Origin of the sequence: Luteibacter mycovicinus, from assembly GCF_000745235.1 — a bacterium.
GTDB classification, from domain to species: domain Bacteria; phylum Pseudomonadota; class Gammaproteobacteria; order Xanthomonadales; family Rhodanobacteraceae; genus Luteibacter; species Luteibacter mycovicinus.
In genome coordinates this window covers 3,186,881-3,204,385 of sequence record NZ_JQNL01000001.1, presented here as the reverse complement: position 1 = coordinate 3,204,385, position 17,505 = coordinate 3,186,881, and the positions used below count along the sequence as shown (strand labels likewise).

Annotated in this window: 15 protein-coding genes and 1 pseudogene; 3 read left to right on the top strand and 13 right to left on the bottom strand. The window is 62.7% G+C overall.

Translation table 11 applies throughout. The features are described 5' to 3' along the window. The 4 genes from FA85_RS14040 to tkt form a co-directional block, all read right to left on the bottom strand. Entirely contained in the window at positions 1 to 906 is a 906-nt protein-coding gene (locus tag FA85_RS14040; RefSeq protein ID WP_036115809.1) for a transketolase family protein, read from the bottom strand. Continuing rightward, on the bottom strand, positions 903 to 1,682 hold the full coding sequence (locus FA85_RS14035; RefSeq protein WP_036115811.1) for a transketolase: 780 nt from the start codon (positions 1,680 to 1,682) through the stop codon (positions 903 to 905). Before FA85_RS14035 ends, FA85_RS14040 begins: the two co-directional genes overlap by 4 nt. Positions 1,683 to 3,075: 1,393 nt before the next feature. Beyond that, entirely contained in the window at positions 3,076 to 4,242 is a 1,167-nt protein-coding gene (locus tag FA85_RS14030) for a nucleotide sugar dehydrogenase (RefSeq protein WP_036115814.1), read from the bottom strand. A gap of 102 nt (positions 4,243 to 4,344) precedes the next feature. Next, complete coding sequence (gene tkt, locus FA85_RS14025) at positions 4,345 to 6,357, bottom strand: transketolase (RefSeq protein ID WP_036115817.1); 2,013 nt, start codon at positions 6,355 to 6,357, stop codon at positions 4,345 to 4,347. A 225-nt stretch (positions 6,358 to 6,582) separates the two neighbouring features. Between tkt and FA85_RS14020 the strand changes: the two genes are divergently transcribed. Together FA85_RS14020 and FA85_RS14015 are read left to right on the top strand one after the other, a co-directional pair. Beyond that, positions 6,583 to 7,317: an outer membrane protein gene (locus FA85_RS14020; RefSeq protein WP_036115820.1), complete on the top strand. Its 735-nt coding sequence runs from the start codon at positions 6,583 to 6,585 to the stop codon at positions 7,315 to 7,317. 224 nt (positions 7,318 to 7,541) lie between these two features. After that, positions 7,542 to 8,123, top strand: a complete 582-nt coding sequence (locus tag FA85_RS14015; protein ID WP_036115822.1) for a porin family protein — start codon at positions 7,542 to 7,544, stop codon at positions 8,121 to 8,123. Between the two features lie 75 nt (positions 8,124 to 8,198). Here FA85_RS14015 and FA85_RS14010 read toward each other — a convergent pair whose 3' ends face one another. From FA85_RS14010 to FA85_RS13995, 4 genes are all read right to left on the bottom strand, one after another. Then, positions 8,199 to 9,215 (bottom strand): class I fructose-bisphosphate aldolase, encoded by a 1,017-nt coding sequence (locus FA85_RS14010; protein ID WP_036115824.1) that lies wholly within the window; start codon positions 9,213 to 9,215, stop codon positions 8,199 to 8,201. A 79-nt stretch (positions 9,216 to 9,294) separates the two neighbouring features. Continuing rightward, positions 9,295 to 9,741, bottom strand: a complete 447-nt coding sequence (locus FA85_RS14005; protein WP_036115826.1) for an energy transducer TonB — start codon at positions 9,739 to 9,741, stop codon at positions 9,295 to 9,297. 112 nt (positions 9,742 to 9,853) lie between these two features. Then, positions 9,854 to 11,323 (bottom strand): pyruvate kinase, encoded by a 1,470-nt coding sequence (gene pyk, locus FA85_RS14000; RefSeq protein WP_036115828.1) that lies wholly within the window; start codon positions 11,321 to 11,323, stop codon positions 9,854 to 9,856. Between the two features lie 41 nt (positions 11,324 to 11,364). Then, the gene (locus FA85_RS13995) at positions 11,365 to 12,189 is read right to left on the bottom strand and encodes a S1/P1 nuclease (protein ID WP_036115830.1); all 825 of its coding nucleotides are present in this window, start codon (positions 12,187 to 12,189) and stop codon (positions 11,365 to 11,367) included. A gap of 172 nt (positions 12,190 to 12,361) precedes the next feature. Between FA85_RS13995 and gap the strand changes: the two genes are divergently transcribed. Next, positions 12,362 to 13,378 carry a type I glyceraldehyde-3-phosphate dehydrogenase gene (gap, locus tag FA85_RS13990; RefSeq protein ID WP_036115833.1) on the top strand — a complete coding sequence of 339 codons (1,017 nt, stop codon included), beginning with the start codon at positions 12,362 to 12,364 and terminating at the stop codon, positions 13,376 to 13,378. Between the two features lie 94 nt (positions 13,379 to 13,472). On the opposite strand, the gene FA85_RS21955 is transcribed toward gap, so the two are convergent. The 5 genes and pseudogenes from FA85_RS21955 to hmgA form a co-directional block, all read right to left on the bottom strand. After that, positions 13,473 to 13,799: a hypothetical protein gene (locus FA85_RS21955; RefSeq protein ID WP_156108796.1), complete on the bottom strand. Its 327-nt coding sequence runs from the start codon at positions 13,797 to 13,799 to the stop codon at positions 13,473 to 13,475. Positions 13,800 to 14,225: 426 nt separating this feature from the next. Next, positions 14,226 to 14,456: pseudogene (locus FA85_RS22430) on the bottom strand (fumarylacetoacetate hydrolase family protein); the annotation flags it as partial. Between the two features lie 79 nt (positions 14,457 to 14,535). Then, on the bottom strand, positions 14,536 to 15,120 hold the full coding sequence (locus tag FA85_RS13985; protein ID WP_036115836.1) for a fasciclin domain-containing protein: 585 nt from the start codon (positions 15,118 to 15,120) through the stop codon (positions 14,536 to 14,538). 71 nt (positions 15,121 to 15,191) lie between these two features. Next, positions 15,192 to 16,172 (bottom strand): fumarylacetoacetate hydrolase family protein, encoded by a 981-nt coding sequence (locus tag FA85_RS13980; RefSeq protein WP_036115839.1) that lies wholly within the window; start codon positions 16,170 to 16,172, stop codon positions 15,192 to 15,194. Positions 16,173 to 16,187: 15 nt separating this feature from the next. Next, complete coding sequence (gene hmgA / locus FA85_RS13975) at positions 16,188 to 17,498, bottom strand: homogentisate 1,2-dioxygenase (protein WP_036115841.1); 1,311 nt, start codon at positions 17,496 to 17,498, stop codon at positions 16,188 to 16,190. Positions 17,499 to 17,505 lie beyond the last annotated feature (7 nt).

Sequence of the window (17,505 nt, the reverse complement as noted above, 5' to 3'; positions counted from 1 at the left end):
TCAGCCGGCACCCACGGCGCCAAGTAAGGTCTGCGGATCAAGTCCCGATTGCGCCCTCAGGTAGGCCTGGGATCCGTAACGGGAATAGTGGTGTGCTTTTGCATGGAGATGGACGAGCGCAACGCCCTTCCCCCGACCTAGCAAATACATGGAAAGGTCCGAGGCAAAGCCGCCATGAGCGACGTGCTCTTCGGCAACGACTACTTTCTTGGCCGCGATCATTTTATCGAGAAGGTCTTGCGGAAGCGGGTTCAACGCCAACGGCAGTTCGGAAACTGCCCACAAGCTCGGCCTCGTTTCAAAGGGAAGACGCTGCAGGCTATCGATATACGTCCCGGCAAGCGGGCCAACCACGATCACCGGCATCGCCGCACCGCTCACCAGTTCACGCCACGGCGCGTATGCGGGCACCTCGAAGCCGACGGGCGGCTCGCCCCGGCCCAGACGAATATAGGCGGCCCTGATATCGCCCGCCGCCTTGTCGATCACCGCGGCAACGTCCTGATCGAAGACCGGCGCATACACTCGCATATTCGGCAAAGTGAGGAGGACGCCGTAGTCCTCGATGGCGTGGTGCGTCGGACCCATCACGCCGTAGCCGTAGCCGCCACCGTTGCCAATGAGACGGACGGGAAGCCCATGAAAGGCGACATCGTTGCGAATCTGTTCGAAAGGCCGGGCATAGCAAAAAGGAGCGATGCTGTAGACCCAGGCGCTCATACCCTGCCGGGCCATCGCGGCCGCCACGGAAATCATATTCTGCTCAGCGACGCCCGCATTGATAAATCGATCGCCCATGGCGGTCTGCAGCGCTTCGAGCGCCATAAAGCCCAGATCACCCGTCAGGAACACCATGCGGGGATCTTTCGCGCGCGCCACAAGCGCATCGCAGAGTTGCGTCCTCATGCCTGGCCCAATTCGACGAGAGCCTGCTGGTAATCCGGCTCCTTCAGCGGCAGGTAGTGCCATTCCATGCGATTTTCCATGAAAGAGACGCCTTTGCCTTTGATGGTCTCGAGAACAATGACCTTCAGGCGATCGGTAGCCGCATCGATAGCACCGCGCATCTGGTCCAGGTCATGGCCGGAAACCAGATGCAGATCGACATCGAAGCCCTTAAGCCGCTCGGACAGCGGGAACATGGACGCCACGTCGTGCGTGCGGCCGAACCCCTGCAGACCGTTGTGATCGACGAGCACGGTAAGGCCACTCATGCGCCGATGGGCGGCGAAAATCAACGCTTCCCAGGTCGATCCCTCCTGCCATTCGCCATCGGACATGAGGCAATACGTGTGGCCGGGAAGCCCCTGGAGTTTCAGTGCCAGCGCCGTCCCCGAGGCCAGTGACAACCCGTGACCGAGGCTGCCCGTCGCGAACAGAATGTCGGCGATACCACTTGCCGGCGGATGGCCCGCGAGGAGGGTCTCGTCACGATGAAATGTGCGCAGGTCCTCATCCGAGAGTTTTCCGGCGCTCCATAATGCAACGTACAGGGCACCGGCGGAGTGGCCCTTCGAAAGCAGGAAGCGATCGTGCTCGCCCATGCGCTCATTAAAGAGCAAGGCCAAGGCATCGACGGCCGAAAGGTTGCCACCGATGTGTCCAACGCCGCTTTCGAAATGCATCCTGAGGAGGCGGGCACGGATGACCGCGAGGCGTTGTTCGTCCAGTGCCTGCTTCATAAACCATCCTCAGGCATGCGATCAGTCTCAATCAGTGGTGATTGCCCCAGGATGACGTCCCGTTGGCGACATTCGTGTTTGCACTCACGCAAGTGAATCCAATTGCGGACGCTGGCGTCACCTCGCCGCCTGCGACCGCGAGGCAGCACATCCCTTGACATGCCAGCGTGGCGCGTCATGCATGGTAAGGGGAGACCCCGGAGAAGGCAAAAAAAATGAAGGTGCCGCATTGGTGGGCGCGCCCTTCAGCCCGTCCGGCGTGGGCATTCCGCCCCGGTGAACGTCCCATCGTGCCTGCCCCCGCGGAACGGAGTTCGTCCCAATGGAAGCCGCCCACCCCTCGTCGCGGTCCTGATCCCCTGCTTCAACGAGGCCTTGGCGATCCCTGCCGTCGCCTAGGGTTTCCGCAAGAGCCTTCCGCAGGCTCAGATCACCATATTTCGACAACAACTCGACGGACGGCACGGCCGAGGTCGCCCATCGGACAGCGACAGAGGTGTTCCACAAGCGCTAGCAAGGCAAGGGAAACGGCGTGCGCCGCATGTTCGCCCTTATCGATGCGGACGTTTACATCATGATGGACAGCGATCCGACTTACGACGCGGATGCCGCCTGGGAGCTTGTCCGTCGTCTCCGCGCTCAGTGGCTCGACCTGGTGGCCGGCGCACGTGTCACCGACGAAAACGCTCGCACCGCAGCGGGCATCGCTTCGGCAACTGGGCACCCACAAACCTCACCAGCTGGATCGTCGACCGTACCTTCAACGACATGCTCTCCCGGTGCCAGGTGAGAGCTTGATGGCCAGAGAAAGTATGCACTCTAAAGACGGGCGCTATGTCGCCATCATGCAGAGTGACGGAAATTTCGTCGTTTACTGAACAGACGGCGCGTGGCGAGCAATCTGGTCTACAAACACGCATGGCCGTGGCGCAGTACAGGCGATCATGCAACGCGATGGCAACTTCGTCCTTTACGACGCGGCGGGCCGAGCGGTGTGATGGACTGCTAGCAACGGGCGCGATCGCACCTTCATCGTCACCGAACACGGGCAAGCGATAGTTGTTGCACCAGAAAAAGTCCCGTCCAGAACAAGAGGGCCGGGCACCAGCCATTGGCGGCAGCATCACGTAAAGCCAGTGTGGGCTGCCCGGGAATACGACCGCGCAACCCGACGCGGCGGAAATGGTCCGCATTGCATTGGCGATCCCCATACTTGCGGGGCAAAGCTGCACGAACCACTTCATCAAGGCCGATAAACGAGAAAGGCCCCTTTGGGGCCTTTTTTAACAGCGTTGCCGGCTCTGTCGCGTGAAGCTTAACGAAGCTTGTCACCGCGTGGCGACAGGACTGCGGCTGCAGGATCACCGGGCGCGAAAGCGCCCGATCCCCAACCTCAATTATCGCCAAACAAATCGCGCGTATAGACCTTATCCGCCACATCGGAAAGCGCCTCAGCCATCCGGTTACTGATGATCACATCAGCTTCCTTCTTGAACTTCGGCAAATCGTTGACGACTCGGGAATGGAAGAACTCTTCCGACTCGAGTACGGGCTCATACACGATGACTTCCACGCCCTTGGCCTTGATGCGCTTCATGATCCCCTGGATGCTCGACGAGCGGAAATTATCCGATCCGCTCTTCATGATCAGGCGATAGATACCCACCACCTTCGGCTTTCGCCGCAGAATATCGTCAGCGATAAAGTCCTTACGCGTCGTGTTCGACTCGACGATGGCCTTGATCAGTGTCTGCGGCACGCTCTGATAGTTGGCCAGCAGCTGCTTGGTATCCTTGGGCAGGCAGTAGCCGCCATAGCCGAACGATGGATTGTTATAGCCGGCGCCGATGCGAGGATCCAGGCAGATGCCTTCAATGATGTGTCGGCTGTCCAGGCCGTGCGTCACCGCGTACGTATCGAGTTCGTTGAAGTACGAAACGCGCATGGCGAGATAGGTATTGGCGAACAGCTTGATCGCCTCAGCCTCGGTCGAATCGGTAAAGAGAACGGGGATGTCCTTTTTCTCCGCGCCACGCTGCAGAAGCTCGGCAAAGGCCTTCGCCTCCTGCGAGTGATCACCCACAATGATTCGCGATGGGTGCAGGTTGTCGTACAACGCCTTGCCTTCGCGCAGGAACTCCGGCGAGAAGATGATGTTCTCGACGCCGAAACGTTCGCGCAGCTTGCGCGTGTAACCCACCGGAATGGTCGACTTGATGATCATCGTCGCCTTCGGGTTGATCTCCAGAATCTGCCCGATCACCGTCTCGATGGAGCCGGTATTGAAATAGTTGGTCTGGGGGTCGTAGTCGGTCGGTGTCGCGATGATGACGAACGAGGCATTTTCGTAGGCATCCCGTGGATCCAGCGTTGCACGGAAATTCAGTCCGTCACTGGCCAGAGCCGAGACCAGTTCGGCGTCCACGATCGGCGAGCGGCGCTCGTTGAGCATCTTCACCTTGCTCTCGACGATATCCAGCGCGACGACTTCGGCGATCTTCGAAAGCAGAACGCCATTCGACAGTCCGACATAACCTGTGCCGACAACAGCAATCTTCATAGTCATGTTTACTCTAGGGCCTCCTCAAACGAACGGGCCCGGGTCCGGTGCGATACCGGACCCGGGCCCCTGGGTCGCCAGCTTTACAGACAAGAACGCGACTTACTTGACGACACTCTTGACCGCATCGACCACAGCCGTGGTCGTGATGCCGAAGTGCTCATACAGCTTGTCGATCGGGCCCGAAGCGCCGAAGGTCGTCATGCCGACCGCCGTGCCGTCGAGGCCGACGTACTTGCTCCAGAAATCGACGCTGGCGGCTTCCACCGCCACGCGGGCGCGGCACCACGACGGCAGGACGCCTTCGCGGTATTCGGCCGGCTGCGCGTCGAATTCCTCGGTGCAGGGCATGGAGACGACGCGGACCGGGATGCCCTGGTCGCCGAGTGCCTGTGCGGCTTCGACGGCCATACCGACTTCGGAGCCCGTGGCGATGATGATCGCCTTGAACTTCTCGGCCGATTCCCAGAGGACGTAGCCGCCCTTGGCGATGTTGGCGACCTGCTCTTCCGTGCGCGGATTATGCTTGAGGTTCTGACGCGAGAAGATCAGGCACGACGGGTTGCCCGTGCGCTCGATCGCCTTCTGCCAGGACACGGCCGACTCGACCGCATCGGCCGGGCGCCACACGCGGTTGTTCGGGATCAGGCGCAGCGAACCGAGGTGTTCCACCGGCTGATGGGTCGGACCATCTTCGCCCAGACCGATCGAGTCATGCGTGTACACGTGGATCGCGTGAGCCGGGATCAGGCAGGACATGCGCACCGCGTTGCGGGCGTAGTCGGAGAAGACCAGGAACGTCGCGTCGTACGGCACGAAACCACCGTGCAGCGCGATGCCGTTGGAGATCGCCGACATGCCGAACTCGCGCACGCCATAGTGGATGTAGTTGCCTTCGGCACCGCCGTCGGCGATGTTCTTGGAACCCTTCCAGATGGTGAGATTCGACGGAGCCAGATCCGCGGAGCCACCGATCAGCTCGGGAAGAAGCGGACCGAACGCGTCGAGCGCCATCTGCGATGCCTTGCGCGAAGCCACGACCGGGCCTTCGGCCTGAAGCTTGGCGATGTAGGCGTCGGAATCCTTCTTCCAGTTACCCGGCAGCTCGCCCGAGGTACGACGCTTGAACTCGGCGGCGAGTTCCGGGAAAGCCTTCGCATACGCGTCGAACTTTTCGTTCCAGGCCTGCTCGCTCTGTGCGCCCTTTTCCTTCGCCGACCACGAATCGTAGATGGTCTGCGGGATTTCGAAAGGACCGTAGTTCCAGCCCAGGCGCTCGCGCGTGAGCTTGATTTCGTCCGCACCCAGAGCGGCGCCGTGTGAGGATTCCTTGCCTTCCTTATTCGGCGAACCGAAGCCGATGATCGTCTTGCAGATGATCAGCGAGGGCTTTTCGCTCTGGCCGGTGGCCGAGGCGATGGCTTTCTTGATGGCTTCGCCATCGTGGCCGTCGACCGGCTTGTCGTCGTCACCGACCACGACGTTCCAGCCGTAGGCGCGGAAGCGCTCGGCTGTGTTGTCGGTGAACCAGTCATGGACTTCGCCGTCGATCGAGATGCCGTTGTCGTCGTAGATCGCGACGAGCTTGCCGAGCTTGAGCGTACCGGCGAGCGAGGACACTTCGTGCGAGATGCCTTCCATCAGGCAACCGTCGCCGACGAACACGAAGGTGTGGTGATCGACGATGTCGTGGCCCGGGCGGTTGAAGCGCGCGGCGAGGACTTCCTCGGCGATCGCGAAACCGACAGCGTTAGCCAGACCCTGGCCGAGTGGACCGGTGGTGGTCTCGACGCCCGGGGTGTGGTGGTACTCAGGGTGGCCGGCCGTGCGATAGCCCAGCTGGCGGAAGTGCTTGAGGTCTTCGATGCCGAGGTCATAGCCCGTCAGGTGCAGCAGGGCGTACTGGAGCATCGAGCCGTGACCGTTCGACAGAACGAAGCGGTCGCGATTGGGCCAGTGCGGGTTCGTCGGGTTGTGATGAAGGAAATCTCCCCACAGAACCTCGGCGATGTCGGCCATGCCCATGGGCATGCCCGGATGACCGGAATTGGCGGCTTGGACACCATCCATGGCCAGGGCGCGGATCGCGTTTGCGCGTTCGCGGCGTGTCGTCATCGGCATTCTCCAGTTAACAGGCGGCGGAAAAACCACGATTGTCGCGCATCCGGCATGAGCTTGTCGTGGATGTTCATGCCGCGGCAGGGAAGTTAACCAAGCCTTAATCTTTTAGTTCTGCTTTTTGAATCTCTTCAGGTACGAAGGCCTCTAATCGTACAAGGCCAGCATCACTCCCCCTTCCCCCTGGGTGTTGGCCGCCCCGAAAATAAGAGGAACAGTCCCATGAAAAAGGCAGCCCTTGCCCTTGCAGTCTCTTGCGCCTCGTTTGCGGCCATTCCGGCCTTCGCACAGGATTCCAACCCGGCAGTGACCGGCAACTATCAGCCCAGCCAGGCCGTCGGTAGCGGTAACTGGTTCATCGGCGCCCAGGTCGGCCGCACCAATGGCAGCGACAATGGCGGCTTCGGTGACGGCAACAACGGCGGTTTCAATTTCCTCAAGGGAAACAAGGACCGTCGCACCGGCTACGGCCTGCTCGGCGGCTATCGCTGGAAGGTCGGCCCGGATCTCGGCCTGGGCCTTGAAGCCGGCTATGCGGATCTCGGCAACTACCGCGTCAAGAACGTCTTCGAAGACGGCCAGGACGTCGATCAGAAGGGCACGCGCAACGCGCTGCGCGGCTGGATGGTCGGTGTGAACGGTAAGGTCAACCTGGTTCAGGGCTGGTACCTCAGCGCGCATGGCGGCTACTTCCGCGCCAACGACAACAACCAGAACTACAACAACAGCGTTAGCCAGGATCTGGGCTTCTCCAACGGCGGCAAGGCCGACCGTGGCAGCTGGTACGGCGGAGTCGGCACCGGTTGGGATATCAACGAGCACTTCAGCGTTGGCGCCAACTACGACTACTTCCACGCTGACGCGGGCAAGGTCAAGAACAACGCTACCGGCGAAATCTCGCGCGGCATCAAGCGCTCGACCGGTATCGTCTCGCTGGCGGGTGAATACCGCTTCTAAGCGACACGTTCGCCACGTAACAACGTTTTACGCTCAACCTTTAAGCCGCGACGCCACCCCGTCGCGGCTTAAATTTTTATTAATACTGCACTGATCGGTATTGAATCTCGAAGGCCTGTCCTTATCTAATTTTTCACGCGAGGCACCCCGGCCCCGCGCCGTTGTCGATGGCACTCCCCCATGGCCGTCGCAGCGAACAAGAAGAAAAGCAGGAGAGATCCACCATGAAGAAGACCCTCATCGCGCTCGCCCTCGTCGCCGCCGGTTCCGTTGCGGCTCCGGCCTTTGCGCAAGACGCCAACGGCGCTGGCTGGTTCGTCAACGGCAACGTCGGTCGCACATCCGTGGACAAGGGCCGTTATGACGGCCACGACACCGGTTACGCGGTCAACGGCGGCTACCGCTGGGCCGTGAGCCCGTGGGCTGCCCTGGGTGTCGAGGCCGGTTACAACGACCTGGGCAACATCCACGCCAAGAATGTCTTCAACAGCGATCGCGTCGTCGATCGTCGCAAGTCCGAGCTGCACGGCTGGACCGCCGGCGTGAATGGCCACTTCAATATCGATCCGAAGTGGTACATCAGCGGCCGCGCAGGTATCTACTCGTGGAAGGGTCACGGCACCAGCAACGACGACATCAACCGCCACGATCTGGACAAGACCAGCTGGTATGCGGGTGCGGGCGTGGGCTATGACTTCAACAGAAACTGGAGCATGGGCATCAACTACGATCACTACGATGCCAAGAAGGATGGTCTGGATCTGTCGACCAACATGACGTCGGTGTCGGCGGAATATCGCTTCTAACCACGCCGCGACACGGGAAATAAAAAAAGGCGCCGGTTACCCGGCGCCTTTTTCATGTTCCGAAGCAGTCAAGGCTCAGCGCTTCTTCCACTGCCCCAGCGCAGCCTCGCCGTTTTCCTTGGCGCGCTCGTGCACCACGGCCTGGGCCTTGGCGACGTTGCCCTTCCGATCCTTCGACCAGACGTTCAGCGCCTCGGCGACGAGGGCGCGACCGTAGGAGAAGCTGACCGGCCACGGATGCGGGCCCAGCTTGTTGATCAGGTCCAGATGCTCGGTCGCCTGCGCGTCGGACTGGCCGCCGGACAGGAACACGATGCCCGGCAGCGACGCAGGCACGGTGGCCTTCAGCACGCGGACGGTGGCTTCGGCGACTTCCTCGGGCGAGGCCTGTTCCGGCGAATGCTTGCCGGCGATGACCATGCTGACCTTGAGGATCGTGCCCTCGAGCATGACGTTCTGCTCGTACAGCGCGTTGAACAGGCTGCGCAGGACGGCCTCGTGCACGTCGTAGCTGACGTCGATGTCGTGCGTGCTGTCCGGGCTGTCCATGACGACTTCGGGCTCGACCATCGGCACCAGGCCGGCTTCCTGGCAAAGCGCGGCGTAGCGGGCCAGCGCGTGCATATTGGCCTCGATGGCGGTCGAGCTCGGGTTGTCTTCGGTGATGTTGATCACCGCGCGCCACTTGGCGAACTGGGCACCGAGCTGGGCGTATTCCTTGAGGCGGTCGCGCAGGCCGTCGAGGCCTTCGGTCACGACGTCGCCCGGGAAGCCGGCCAGCGGCACTGGGCCCTTGTCCACCTTGATGCCTGGGATGATGCCGGCCTTCTTCATGGCGTCGACGAGCGGGGTGCCGTCGCCGGTCTTCTGACGGATGGTCTCGTCGAAGAGGATCGCGCCGGAGATGTGATCGCCCAGGCCCGGTGCGGTGAGGAGCAGCTCGCGGTAGGCCCGACGGTTTTCCTCGGTGTTCTCGACGCCGGCGGCTTCGAAACGCTTCCGGATGGTGTTGGTCGACTCGTCGACGGCAATGATGCCCTTGCCGGTGGCGACCATCGCCTGCGCGATTTCTTCGAGGTTTTCGATGCTCATGAGGACTCCATGGATTTAGTGGTATGCAAAGCCGACGGAGTATAAACGGCTACCCCGCGAATCATGTTGTGCGATGCGATCAAGTGGTCTGGTCGTAGCCGGGCAGTTTGCACTTATCGAGGAGGGCCGTCTTGGCGGCGGGGTCCTCGGGCAGGTTGAAGCCCGTGACGTAGTAGGTCTGCACGGGAACGGCGGTGCCGTTCTGGTTGCCCTTCACGTAGACCAGCTGGTTGACGATGCTCACGCCGACCTGACCGAGATCGCCGGCGGGGACCACTTTCTCGATCTTCGCGTTCTGGGTGCGACCGTCCGAGCCGATCATGTAGCTGACGGCGACGCAGGTCGGCTGATTGAGGTTCTTGCCGGTGTTCGGCACGTCCGGGCTGACGGACTTGTTGGTGAGGTACCAGTAGCCGGTCAGACGCTCGGGGGCGACACGGCGGAGGTTCTGCGCCTGCGCGGAGCCCGCGGCAAGGAGGAGGACGGCGGCGGCGATGGCGCCGGTGCGGGAAGAAATGCGGATCATGACGCCCTCGGTGGTTTACCAGGGCGTTGAGTTTAACCCTGTGGGCGTTTGCGTTGCGTGTGAAATCACACCCTGACGTGGGGGCGCGCGCGAGGCGCGCCCCCACGCGGTCTTACAGGTCGCGCAGGCTATCCGCGATACCGTCGTCCCCGATCACCAGCAACTTCAGAGTGTTGGTACCGCCGCCACGGCCGATGTGGTCACCGTGGGTCAGGATCACGCGATCGCCCTTGGTCAGCTTGCCCAGCGAGAACAGGTGCTGGAGCGCGGCGCGCGCGGTGTGCGCCGGATCGAGGTTGCCCTGGGCGAAGTCGACCGGCTGCACGTCGCGGAGCATCAGCATGCGGCGGCGGGCCATGTCGGACGGCGACATCGCATAGATGGGCACCGCGAAGCGATAGCGCGACAGCCACTGGGCGGTTGCACCCGACTCGGTCAGCGCCACGATGGCGCGCACGCCGACCTGAGCGGCCAGCGACATGGCGGCGAGCGCGATGGCCTGGTCGCTGCGGTCGAGCGACTGCACGTCCGGGCGCAGGTCGCCGCGCGGCTCGAACTGACGCTCGGCGCCGAGGCAGATGCGGCGCATGGCGGCCACGGCCTTGTCCGGGTGCGCACCGGCCGCGGTCTCTTCCGAAAGCATGACGGCGTCGGTGCCGTCGATCACGGCGTTGGCCACGTCGAGCACTTCGGCGCGGGTCGGAATCGGCGCGCGGACCATCGACTGCAGCATCTGCGTCGCGGTGATCACCGAGCGGTTGCGCTGCACGGACTCGCGAATGATCTTCTTCTGCAGGCCCGGGAGCTCGGCGTCACCGATTTCCACGCCCAGATCGCCACGTGCGACCATGACGACGTCGGACGCGTCGATGATTTCGCCGAGCACGGGGATGGCGTCGGCGCGCTCGATCTTGGAAACGATGGCGGCGTCGCCACCAGCCTCGCGGATCAGGCGGCGGGCTTCGTGCAGGTCTTCGGCGCAACGGACGAAGGAGACGGCGAGAAAGTCGGCGCCCATCTCGGCGGCCAGCTTGATGTCGTTACGGTCCTTGTCGGACAGCGCGGACACGCTGAGGCCACCGCCCTGGCGGTTGAGACCCTTACGCGCCGACAGGCGGCCACCGATGATGACGCGGGTGCGGATTTCGGTACCCGAAATTTCCAGCACCGACAGCGCGATGAGGCCGTCGTCCAGCAGCAGCACGTCGCCCGGGACGACGTCCTTGGGCAGGTCGTAGTAGCTGACGCCCACGTGGGTCTGGGTGCCGGCCGGTGCGTCCGGACGGCAGTCGAGGGTGAAGTTGTCACCGGCCATCAGGTCGATCGGACCGTCGGCGAACTTCTCGATGCGGATCTTCGGACCCTGCAGATCGGCCAGGATGCCGACTTCGCGACCGACCTTCAGCGCGGCGGCGCGCACGGCATTGGCGCGGGCGCGGTGGTCGTCAGGCACGCCATGCGAGAGGTTGAGGCGAACGATATCCACGCCCTCCTCCAGAATTTTCTCAAGCATGCCCGGCACGTCGGTGGCGGGTCCGAGGGTGGCGACGATCTTGGTACGGCGAACCTGGATATCGGTCATCTGTGTCTACCTTGTCTTCGAATGCGAATTCGGGGCGCGGGTCAGTCCAGCGTCTTGTTGAGCAGGTCGGCGAGACGCTTGCCCGCTTCACGCAGGCGGGTCTCGGCGACCGGGAGGTTTCTGGCGATGTAGGCGTCGTCGACCTTGTGCGAGTCCGGGTAGAAGCCGTCCTTCGCCACGATCTCGCAGGATTCCTCAGCCCACTGGGCGTAGGGGTTATCCAGCGGCGCGTGGGGCTTCGGGAGCGTGACCGGGCCTTCGGCGGCCAGGCGGTCGGCGTAGGCCTGCCACTTGAGGTCGCGGGTGTAGAGCATTTTCGAGTCCCACACGCTGTGCAGGTTGGTGCCCTTGCCGTCGAACTGGACCTGGTAGTCGTTGCCGCCCTTGTCGTCACGGTTGCCGGCATGCAGCGGCTGGTGCACGTCGCCCACGAAGTGGACCACGAACTTCAGCGCTTCGGCCCGCTCGGCGTTGGACTTGTGGCGGTCGCCCAGGATGGCGACGTACTTCTCGAGGCCGCCCACCACGCACTTGCCACCGGCGCACTGCCGGGCCGGCACGTAATGGCATTTACCGTCGACGAAGTCCATGTAATGCAGGGGGCCGGTGGCCTTCCCCAGTTCCTTCGTCTCCGGGTTGTCGCGCAGGCGGTCCGGCCAGCTGGCGACGTCGGGCAGGGAATCGTCCCCGTCGGCCTTGAGCAGGCGCTCCACCTCGGCTTTGGCCGAGGGGTCCAGCTGGCGGAAGGCCAGCTCGGCGACGATACGGTGGCCGATGTCGCCCCAGGCCTGAACGGTGGTGGCGAAGGCGGGGACGGCGAGGGCCAGCAGGGCGGCAATGGTGCGGCGCTTGAGAACGGCGTTCATGAGCCTGTAAACGATTCCGGACGGGGCGAACGGGCAAGTGTGCCACAGCCGGACTGAGACTCGGATGACAGATCGCGGCGGTGCAGCAAGCAGGCCCCTGCGACGTTCCGCTACCATGGAGGTTTACGCACCTGCCCTTACCTCGTTAGCAAATCCCACCCGGAGGCTGCACATGACCATCAAGGTCGCCATCAACGGTTACGGTCGCATCGGTCGCAACATCCTGCGCTCGCTCTATGAGTCGAAGAAGAACGGCCAGGACATCCAGATCGTCGCGATCAACGATCTCGGCAACGCGGAAACCAACGCCCACCTCACCCAGTACGACACGGCTCACGGCCGTTTCCCGGGTGAGGTCTCGGTCGACAATGGCGACCTGATCGTCAACGGCGACCGCATCAAGGTCTTTGCCGAGCGCGATCCGGCCAAGCTCCCCTGGGGCGAGCACGGCGTGGACGTGGTGCTGGAGTCCACCGGCTTCTTCACCTCCAAGGCCAAGGCCAGCGCCCACATCGCCGGCGGCGCCAAGAAGGTCATCATCTCCGCCCCGGGCGACAAGGACGTGGACGGCACCTTCGTCATGGGCGTCAACGACGACAAGCTGACCTCGAAGCTCGAGGTCATCTCCAACGCGTCCTGCACCACCAACTGCCTCGCGCCGCTGGCCAAGGTGCTGCACTCGAAGATCGGCATCGTGCACGGCCTGATGACCACGATCCACGCGTACACCAACGACCAGGTGCTGACCGACGTCTACCACTCGGATCTGCGCCGCGCCCGTAGCGCCACCCACAGCCAGATCCCGACCAAGACCGGCGCCGCCGCCGCGGTCGGCCTGGTTCTGCCGGAGCTCAACGGCAAGCTCGATGGTTTCGCCATGCGCGTGCCGACGATCAACGTGTCCGTGGTCGACCTCACCTTCACCGCCGCCCGCGCGACGACCAAGGAAGAGATCGATGCCGCCATCAACGAAGCCGCCAACGGCGCCCTCAAGGGCATCCTGGCCGTCAACACCGCCCCGCTGGTGTCGATCGACTTCAACCACAACCCGCACTCGTCGATCTATGACTCGACGCAGACGCGCGTGATGGAAGGCACCCTGGTCAAGGTCCTCTCGTGGTACGACAACGAGTGGGGCTTCTCGAACCGCATGCTCGACATGACCGAGGCGTTGATGGCTGCAAAATAAAAGCACCCGCGCAACGCGCACTTCCCCTGTAGGAGCGCGCCCCGCGCGCGATGCATTTAAAGAGAAGCCCCGCACGGCAACGTGCGGGGCTTTTTCATTCGTAGCGTTGGGATACGCCGATGACAAGCGTCTGCGCAAGCTGGAACAGTCCCGCAAGTGGCTTGGTGAACGGTCCTTTTGGATTGCCCGGTGCGACGCGAAACACGTAGGTGTCCATTCCGACCCAACGCACACTTGTTTCGTGATTACGGCCCGGAGCACCGCAATCCACGAGATGCACCTCGCTCTCCTTGCCTACACTCACCCAGAGACAGCCGTGCTGGCTAACCTCCTGCGTGGAAGATTGATCCCATCGCCAGTGGACAGTCACATTGCCGAGGGCGCCGACCGGCACGCTCACGACCTGAGGCGACGCGGTCACGCTACCTACCGGCGGCGGACAATTGTGGTAACACCGGACACCGCGGCCCCTCGTTGCTCGAATTCCACTTTCGCCAGATCTCAAAGACAGAGCATAAGCGAGCTCATCCCTTTGCTGCGGAAGAGGGTCGTAAGCGCGCGGCTCTCCGTCGACGCGTTTCCTGGTAAGCGAGAGGGCGTCGGCGATCGCATCATCACGCTCGCCGTCCTCCGGCCTTGTCGGTCCGCAAAACACAATGACCAGTGCGAACGCGGCACATCCGACGATCCAGCACACCGTCTTCATGAGTTGATCCAATGAAAGGATCGGCACACGGTACCGCGCCAAGCTTACTTCTGCTGTAGGAATTCCCTGCTTCGGAGCTAGGCATGTTCTCCTGTCATCAGGGAACAGTACTTCCTTCGCGCACAGCGAGTGATCGAGCGATTATGCTTTCTGGACCACTTGCTCGATCAAACTGAAGATCGATACGCCACGCTTGTCGGTGACCTCGATTTTCACCGTATGGCCAGAGGACAGGAACGGCGTCGCCCGCTTACCGTCGCGGAAGGTTTCGACCATGTACTGCTCGACCAGGCAGGACGCGCCCTTACCGGTGTGTTCGTTGGCGATGGTGCTTGAGCCGACCAGCGTGCCGGCGGTGAGCGGAGGGGTCTTTCTGTAGAAGCGCGCTCCGCGCGCGATGCTCTAAAAGTAAGCCCCGCACGGAAACGTGCGGGGCTTTTTCATACCTGACTTACGGCATCAGAACCTTGTCGACAACGTGGATCACGCCGTTCGATTGCAGCACGTCGCCAATGGTCACGTGCGCAACACCGCCCTTGGCGTCGGTCACTTCGAGTGTCTTGCCAGACTGCATCACCGTGAGCGGCTCGCCCTGAACCGTGGTCAGGCTCGCCTTGCCATTACCCTTGGTAATCAGTGCCATAAGGTCGGACGCAGTGTAGCGACCCGATACCACGTGATAGGTAAGAATCTTGGTCAGCGTCGCCTTGTTCTCGGGCTTGACCAACGTATCGACCGTACCGGCCGGTAGCGCATTGAACGCTTCGTTGGTTGGGGCGAACACAGTGAAGGGACCCGGTCCCGACAGCGTATCGACGAGCCCGGCAGCCTTCACGGCAGCAACCAGCGTGGTGTGGTCTTTCGAGTTGACGGCGTTCTGGACGATGTTCTTCGTCGGATACATCGCGGCGCCACCGACCATGACCGTCTTCTGCGCCCCCATGGCGTCGTCGGCGAAAGCAACATTGATCACGCCGCAAACGGCCGTGAGGGCAAACGCGACGTGAAGCGTGCGAGCAAGCATGCGACTTTTCATGGCGGATCCTCTGTCCCCGTGATTGGGGTACCAATAGATACGCACGCATGAGTCGCCCGGATGCGGGGCCGTCAGTTTTTTTGAATGCGCTGTTCGATCGAGCCGAAAATGCTCAAACCCTTCTCATCCGTGATGTCGATCTTCACGGTATCGCCGAAGGAAAGAAACGGCGTCGTCGGCTTGCCATCGCGCAACGTCTCAACGGTACGCTGCTCGGCAAGGCACGAAGCGCCCTTACCCGTGTCCTCATTCGCAATCGTGCCCGAGCCCACCAGCGTGCCGGCGGTCAACGGGCGCGTCTTTGCCACATGAGCAACGAGCTGAGAGAAGTCGAACTGCATATCGACACCGCACTCGGCCTCACCAAACCATTGGCCGTTGATCCACGTCCGCATCGGCAGGTGCAGCTTCTCGTCTTTCCACACGTCGCCCAGCTCGTCGGGCGTGACGAACACTGGCGACAGCGCGGAACGCGGCTTGGACTGCAGAAAGCCGAAGCCCTTCGCCAGCTCGCCGGGAATCAGGCCACGCAACGAAACGTCGTTGACCAGTCCGATCAGCTGAATGTGGCCAGCCGCCTGTGCGGGTGTCACGCCCATCGGCACGTCATCGGTGACGACCAGCACTTCGGCCTCAAGGTCAATGCCGAAGTCCTCGCTGGGCACGACGACCGGATCGCGGGGCCCAAGAAAGCCGGCGCTGGTCGCCTGATACATCAGCGGGTCGGTGTAGAACGACGCGGGCACCTCGGCACCACGGGCACGACGGACGCGCTCGACGTGAGGCAGATAGGCACTGCCGTCGACGAATTCATAGGCACGCGGCAGCGGCGCGGCGAGCTTCGTCACGTCGAGATCGAAAGCACCAGTCGCCCTGCCCTCGTTGAGATCTTCCGACAAGGCATTGAGACGCGGCGCGATGGCATTCCAGTCGTCGAGCGCGGCCTGCAACGTCGGCGCGATGCCCGCCGCTTTCACGGCGCGGGTTAGGTCACGACTGACGACGACCAGCGTGCCGTCACGGCCGCCTTCCTTCAGTGAAGCGAGTTTCATGGATGTCCTTTGCGATCAGACCGTCGGCGGCGTGAAGTGTTTCTTCAGGCCGCGCCAGCATTCGTAATAATCGCCCTGCAGCGCTTTGGATGCCAGCGCCTGGCGGGTGGGGCGGATGACCTTGCGGGTCTCGAACATGAAGGCCATCGTGCCCGTGATGTGATCGGGGCGCGAGACATCGGCGTTGGAGGCCTTCTCGAAACTCGCCGCGTCCGGACCGTGGCCGCTCATGCAGTTGTGCAGGCTCGACCCACCCGGCACGAAACCACCGGCCTTCGCGTCGTACGCGCCATCGATCAGGCCCATGAACTCGCTGGCCACGTTGCGATGGAAATACGGCGGGCGGAATGTGTGCTCGGCCACCAGCCAGCGCGGCGGAAAGATCACGAAATCCATGTTCGCCGTGCCCGGCGTGTCGCTGGCCGAGGTCAGCACCGTGAAGATCGACGGATCCGGGTGATCCACCGCGATCGAGCCGATCGTGTTGAAGCGGCGCAGGTCGTATTTGTAGGGCGCGTAGTTGCCATGCCACGCGACCACGTCGAGCGGCGAGTGGTCGATGGTGGCCGACCACAGCGCGCCCTGAAACTTCGCGATCAGTGCGAAATCACCGTCGAGATCTTCGTAGGACGCCACCGGCGTGAGGAAGTCACGCGGGTGGGCAAGTCCGTTCGCGCCGATCGGACCGAGGTCGGGAAGGTGCAGCTGCGCCCCGAAGTTCTCGGCGACATAGCCACGCGCTTCGCCGTCCGGCAGCTCGACCAGGAAACGCACGCCACGCGGGACCACCGCGATCTCGAGCGGGGCGACGTCGAGCACGCCCAGCTCGGTGCGAATGCGCAACCGGCCCTGTTGCGGCACGATCAGCAGCTCGCCATCGGCATCGTAGAAGTAACGACCTTCCATCGAGCGATTGGCGCAGTAAAGGTGGATACCGATACCCGCCTGCTCTTCCGCGCCGCCGTTGCCACCCATGGTGACGAGACCGTCGAGGAAATCCGTCGGGGTGGAAGGCATCGGCAACGGATCCCAACGCATCTGGTTGGGTGTCGCCGACGCTTCCTGAAACCGGTTATGGAAGGTCTCGTGGCCCAGCGCCGAGAACGGTGAGTGCTGCGCGGCGGGACGGATCCGGTACAGCCAGCTGCGCCGGTTGCGGTGACGCGGCGCGGTGAACGCGCTGCCGGACAACTGCTCGGCGTACAGGCCTTGAGCGACCTGTTGCGGCGAGTTCTGTCCGGTCGGCAACACGCCGGCGACCGCTTCGGTGGCGAACTCGTTGCCGAAGCCGGTCTGGTAGGCGCGGGTGTCTTCGATGTGGCTCATCGGGGTC